Raw genomic sequence first — 6000 nt, forward strand, 5'->3', positions numbered from 1 at the left:
AATCGAAAAACTAACATAAAAACCCTTTTCTTTTCCGGTGGGCGAGAGCAACTGGCCATGCATAGAAGCGGTCAGTTCCTTTTCCTGCCACATGCAAAGTTTAAAACAAAGATAGACAACAAGTAGCGGCCATGTTTCGTTCTGCATAGCAGCGACTTAGATGTTAAAAAGTCAACTTGTATTTATATATAATTTAAACAAACGTTTGATTAAAAAAGAGAACCTATCAATTGATAGATCCCCTTCTCCAAAATCATTAAGCTAGTTTCTTCTTAGACTCTTTTCTTTCATGTCCAAATTGAACGATGAATAAGAATACAGTAGATAAAATACCACCGGCTATTAATAGAATGAAACAGCCGTCCCAACCAGAGCGATCAACGATAACACCAATCGCTGCGTTTGCAACAAGGCTTCCTCCTAAATAACCGAACAAGCCGCACATACCTACTGTTGTACCTACTGCGAATTTTGGTACTAATTCCATTGCACTTAAACCAATTAAAAATTGTGGTACATAGATTAAGCAACCAATAATCGAAACTGCCGCACTCACAACAAGTATGTTAGATGCTTGCCAGTATACGAACGTTCCAATAACAACACCAACCATACTAAACACACATAGTGACATACGTTTTCCTTTGAATAACTTATCACTTAACAAACCAACGATTAATGAACTTGGAATTGCCATAACTTCAAAGATTGAGAACGCTGCATGTGCTTCTGTTTTTGTAAATCCTTTAACTGTTGTTAAATAAATTGGTACCCAGTTAATTACACCGAAACGAATTAAATATACAAATGCATTCGCAATACATAAATACCAAACAAATTTATTTTTCACTACATATTTCATCAAAATTTCTTTTGGTGACATTTTGCTAACATTGTCTGCCTTCTCAAGATCTTCATAATCATTGCGATATTCATCAATTGGTGGAAGACCGACAGATTCTGGTGTATCTTTCGCATTGATCCACATAAGAATTGAAATCACCATTGCAATGATCGCCGGGAAGATAAACACAGCGGATTGCCAATGACTTTCACCAAAAATACCAAAACCAATTCCAACAATCGGTGGTACAAGCATCGCACCGATGTTATGTGAAATATTCCAAAGTCCTGTTTTCGTACCGCGCTCTTTCTTCGAGAACCACTTTGTCATTACGGTACTACAAGGCGGAGCCCCCATACCTTGGAAAACATTATTTAACACTAATAATGTTAAAATCATGCCAAATGAAGATACAAAACCAAAACAAATATTTATAATTGCTGATATAAACAACCCAACCGCTATAAAGCGCTGCGCATATGCTTTATCTGATAAATTTCCCATAAAGAACTTACTTAGTCCATACACAATCGCCACAACGGAACCTAGTAAACCAATATCCGTTGTAGTAAAACCATATTCTTTCATTAAGTACGTACTAGATAACGTAAAGTTACTACGAACTAAATAATACGATGCATATCCAACCGAGATTCCAAGTAACACACGAAGACGTAGTATTTTGTATAATTTGTCAATCATATTCGCTGGCAACCGCTCGATTGCTGGTGCAGGCTTAAGCCAATTAAACATATTATCTCTTCTCCTTTTTTCACTTTTGAGAGAGACGTTGTCTATTCCATAACTCGATGATTCCACTACCTGATACTGACTGATTCATATTTCCAACCGGCTGACCTTGCACTTCTTGCTGCCGATTTGTAAGCATCGTTGGTACGCCAAATGAAACTTTTTCTAAAATATGCCCCGCTTCTTCTGATAAACAATAATCAATAAATAAATCCGCTATAATGCCACTCGGTGCATGTTGTATTTTAGAAATCGCATTCACAGATAACCCTGTTTGCCTTGGTACCTTACTTACAATCGGAAAACCTTGCTTTTGCAGCATACGCTGGTCTCCTAAGAAATTAATGCCGATGATCGCTTCGCCGCTTGCAACATATTCCGCGGGCATATACCCATTAACCGTTACCTTTGCAACTTGTTTGGCAAGCCCGAGCACATAATTGTTTGCCTCTTCTTTTCCAAACGTATCGATCAGTGATTGAAACAGCGTATACGCTGTTCCTGATACATTCGGATCAGGTATGACAATTTTTCCGGCATAAGCAGGATGTAATAAATCTTGCCATTCTAACGGATACGAAAGGCCAAGCGGTTCCATTTCCTGTTTCCATCGCTCTTTATTAATAGCGATCGCAAGCTGTTCTACTTCATAGCCATACCAATAGCCATCTTGATCCTTTAAGGCTTTTGAAATGTTATTGGCATGCTGACTTATAACAGGAACCGAAATATTCTTTCGCTTCATCGTTTGATGAGCATCGAATGTGCCCCCAATAATCACATCTGCCTTTGGATTATCGGCTTCCTCTTCTACTCTTCTTAACATTTCCTCTGTAGAAAGACGAATAAATTCATACGTACACCCGCGCGGCTTGCAAAAAGACGATAACAATGCCTCGCCAACCTCTTCACGGGCTGCTACATAAGCAACGAGATGACGGTCTTTTAAAATCGGAAGGCCGCTCTTATCATATTTAATAGTGGTAGTATCTCGAGAACAACTAGACATCGTTCCTCCAATTACTAGCAAAAAGAAGAAAAAGGCTATCTTTTTCACGAAACATTCTCCTTTACAAATAACGATGCTAGGGAGCCTTTCATATACATAACATTTCCATTATTATCGCCGAGATATTGAACAATAAAGTAATCTCTATATACAGAAATCGTGAGAATATCCTCGCGTCTATTCTCTATTTGTTTTCCATTTTGATAGGCGGTTATATAAGCGATTGGATTTTTCTGCGCATACAGCAAATTTTGAATTTCTGCATAATCCGTAATTTGCTTCGCTTGCCGGATTCGCGTAAGTATCGGATCCAAATTGGCAGCACGCATATTATCCCCTTGCCGCACAACCACTTCCTTTGCATGGGCAAAGAAATCACTAATTCTCTCGGGCGTATAATATAGACTTAACAAATACGTTTGAAACGCGGAGATCATTGGATCTGTACCGTTCTTTCCGTACACATCTGCCCCATACTGAAACAAATCACCTACTGCGAACGTACGCTTATGCCCGTTCAAGTACGTTATTTCTCCAGTAAATACTTTCTCTCCGGCATCTGTCTGATTCTTTTCCATTCGAATCCGATCAAAAAATGAGATAATCGCATGCAGACGAACTTCGTCTGTCACAACTACTTCTCCCCACTTTTCATGCTTTACTCTTACTTCAGTAGGAACAGATTCATTTGCTCCTTTTAAAACTGCTTGCTTGTCATTTACAATTGTGACGCGGTTGTACAACTGCCCCTCAATGAAATAAAACAAAAGGACAAAACACATCATACAACAGACAAACAAGAACACTTGAAATGATAGCCTTTTCATTTCTGCCTACCTCCAAGATAAAAAAACGTTGTTTCGAAAATATCGCATAAATGTTTCATAAATGTATCATTTAATCGCTTTCAAGTGTTTTATATCTTCCATATACCGAGGTAACAGAAATGTGATATATACCATCGTTCCCATATTCTCACTGCTTTCAATCCGCATGCTTCCTCCTTGCTTACTCATAATCTCCTTACAAATGAACAAACCGTATCCGTTCCCGTAACTAGAAGATAACACTTTCCCATGAGAAGAACGATTCCATTCTGCAAGTACCTCTTCGTCCATTCCAATTCCATCATCATAAATGAGCAGCTTTGCTTCCTGTTCATTTATAACCGTACTTATCCTTAACTGGGAAGCATCACTATATTTAATTGTATTATCAAATACATTTAAGAAAATCTGCTTCGTCTTATCAAAATCAGCCACAACATATGTAGAATACAATTCATTTACAACCTTGATCTCATATTGCTGCAAACGCGGCTTCACAATCGAAACAACTTCATCCACAATTTGCTTTATATCCACAATCGTCGGTGACACTTCAAACGTACTCGTTCCATACTTCGAAGATTGCAAGAGCTCCTCCACTAAAGAGAGTAACCGCTGACTCTCTACCGAAACATAATGAAGACTTTCCTTCACATCTCGCTCCCGCTGCAGTTTTGGAATTAAATCGACATAACCAATAATGGCAGTAAGCGGTGTTTTCAACTCATGTGTAATCCGGTCCAAGAAATCTTTCTGCTTCTCCTTCTCTTCTTTTAATTGCGTCATATGCAGCTCAATTGCATCGGCCATCGCATTAAAAGAAGCCGACAACTGCGCAATTTCCACATACTCTGTTAACTCAATTTTGCTTTTATAATCACCATTCGCAAGACGCCTTGCCATTTGTCTTAATTGATCAATCGGCTTATGAAGCGACCTCGCCAAACGAATCGCAAAGAAAATACCCGCTGCCACTAAACAAATTGATGTTACGACAAATGTCCAGCTCACATTCATCAACACTTCCTTCTCATCACACAGTTCATCTACAAACCGGATAGCCCCAATCACTTCATTACCGTAATAGACGGGACTCGAAAACAATAAAAGCGGAGCTGGATCACCATTTTCCACAACATAAGCCTTCTTCCCTTGCAGTGAACGTTCAATATCGACATTCCGATATAATAGTGCCCCTTTTTGCGTATCTGCCACAATTTCTCCGTTCTTCCCAATCATCTGGACACGGACGTCCATCCGTTTTGCTAAATAAGAAGCAATTAATAACGAATTGGGCCTAAGCGTCTCCACTTCTGCTTCCTTCTCTAAATAATTCATCGTATAAATTTGCGCTTCCACACTTAACTTCTCTAGCGAACTTGCCGCATTCCGGTACATATTCTTTTCAAGGGTAATATAAATTACCATATAAAGAAGAAACAAAATAGGAATCAATAACCCTACTATACCAAGCACCATATTTCGTTTTAACGACATCCCATCACCTTTAACAATCTAACTTATAGCCAACGCCATAAATTGTTTTAATACTCTCTCCGCTACTCCCAAGCTTCTTCCGCAGACGCTGCACCATAATATCAACCGCTCTCGTATTGCCGATATATTCAAAACCCCATACTTTCTCTAACAACTCATCCCTCATAAAGACACGCTGAGGATTCACCACAAACAACTGACATAAATTAAACTCGCGGTACGTCAAATGAATTTCTACTCCATTCACATGCAGCTTTCGTTCCTTTGGACAAATGACAAACTCACCGGTTCGAATCACCTCATGATGAATCATTTCCTTCTTCTGCACACGCCGCGTCATATTTTTCACACGCAAAAGCAACTCTGCATAATGAAAAGGCTTCGTCACATAATCATCAGCGCCGAGCTGCAAACCAAGTAACTTATCATTCATCTGACTCTTCGCTGTTAACATTAACACGGGAATATCGCGATCCCTTTCCCGAAACAACCGAAGAAGTTCATAACCATCTATATCAGGAAGCATCACATCTAAAATTAGTACATCCGGCTTCTCTTCCCATCTTTGCAGCGCCTCATTTCCACTTGCCGCTGTAAGTACTTCATACCCTTCCATCTCTAACTGCATCCGAATTAAATTGCAAATGCTAGCTTCATCATCGACTACGAGTATTTTCATGGTGTTCCTCCTTTCGAAGCTATATACAAAATGTAACTACTCAGTTACCTTATGAAAAAGGGCAGAAAAGCATTTTTTAAAATGGGCGAGAGGGACTGGCCGCGCGTAGAAGCGGTCAGGGCTGTAACCGTCAAGACGAATTTTACACTTTCTGCTAAGTTTCATTTTACAATTCTGCTTAAAATAAGCTTTGCCTATTCTTCATACGATAACTGTCTCCATCCATATGGATAACTTCCACACGATGCAATAAACGATCCAAGATTGCTGTTGTAATACCTTGATCCCCCATCAAATGACTCCATTCTTCTGGGTTTTTATTCGATGTTAAAATGATTGAACTTCGTTCATACAAATGATTAATAAGCTGGAAAAACAAATTCGCTTCTCGTTG

The 6000-nt window shown here is 39.1% G+C and carries 6 protein-coding genes; all 6 read right to left on the reverse strand.

The window, feature by feature from the left end; all coding sequences use genetic code 11:
- Window positions 1-256: 256 nt before the first annotated feature.
- The gene (locus H280_RS0119045) at window positions 257-1597 is read right to left on the reverse strand and encodes an MFS transporter (RefSeq protein ID WP_020062727.1); all 1341 of its coding nucleotides are present in this window, start codon (window positions 1595-1597) and stop codon (window positions 257-259) included.
- 19 nt (window positions 1598-1616) lie between these two features.
- Window positions 1617-2651 carry an ABC transporter substrate-binding protein gene (locus H280_RS0119050; protein WP_020062728.1) on the reverse strand — a complete coding sequence of 345 codons (1035 nt, stop codon included), beginning with the start codon at window positions 2649-2651 and terminating at the stop codon, window positions 1617-1619.
- Window positions 2648-3430 (reverse strand): DUF3919 family protein, encoded by a 783-nt coding sequence (locus tag H280_RS0119055; RefSeq protein ID WP_020062729.1) that lies wholly within the window; start codon window positions 3428-3430, stop codon window positions 2648-2650. Before H280_RS0119055 ends, H280_RS0119050 begins: the two co-directional genes overlap by 4 nt.
- Window positions 3431-3496: 66 nt before the next feature.
- On the reverse strand, window positions 3497-4927 hold the full coding sequence (locus tag H280_RS0119060) for a sensor histidine kinase (RefSeq protein ID WP_020062730.1): 1431 nt from the start codon (window positions 4925-4927) through the stop codon (window positions 3497-3499).
- 10 nt (window positions 4928-4937) lie between these two features.
- A complete protein-coding gene (locus H280_RS0119065; protein ID WP_020062731.1) occupies window positions 4938-5606 on the reverse strand; it encodes a response regulator transcription factor in 669 nt (222 codons plus the stop codon).
- Between the two features lie 178 nt (window positions 5607-5784).
- A partial coding sequence (locus H280_RS0119070; RefSeq protein WP_020060315.1) for an ATP-binding protein occupies window positions 5785-6000 on the reverse strand: 216 nt, incomplete at its 5' end.

Source organism: Bacillus sp. 123MFChir2, assembly GCF_000383235.1.
Classification (GTDB): domain Bacteria; phylum Bacillota; class Bacilli; order Bacillales; family Bacillaceae_G; genus Bacillus_A.

What these genes read in the sequence shown, in the direction of transcription:
- H280_RS0119045 (WP_020062727.1), bottom strand. Translation starts at nt 1,597, where the DNA reads ATGTTTAATTGGCTTAAGCCTGCACCAGCAATCGAGCGGTTGCCAGCG.
- H280_RS0119055 (WP_020062729.1), bottom strand. Translation starts at nt 3,430, where the DNA reads ATGAAAAGGCTATCATTTCAAGTGTTCTTGTTTGTCTGTTGTATGATG.
- H280_RS0119060 (WP_020062730.1), bottom strand. Translation starts at nt 4,927, where the DNA reads ATGTCGTTAAAACGAAATATGGTGCTTGGTATAGTAGGGTTATTGATT.
- H280_RS0119065 (WP_020062731.1), bottom strand. Translation starts at nt 5,606, where the DNA reads ATGAAAATACTCGTAGTCGATGATGAAGCTAGCATTTGCAATTTAATT.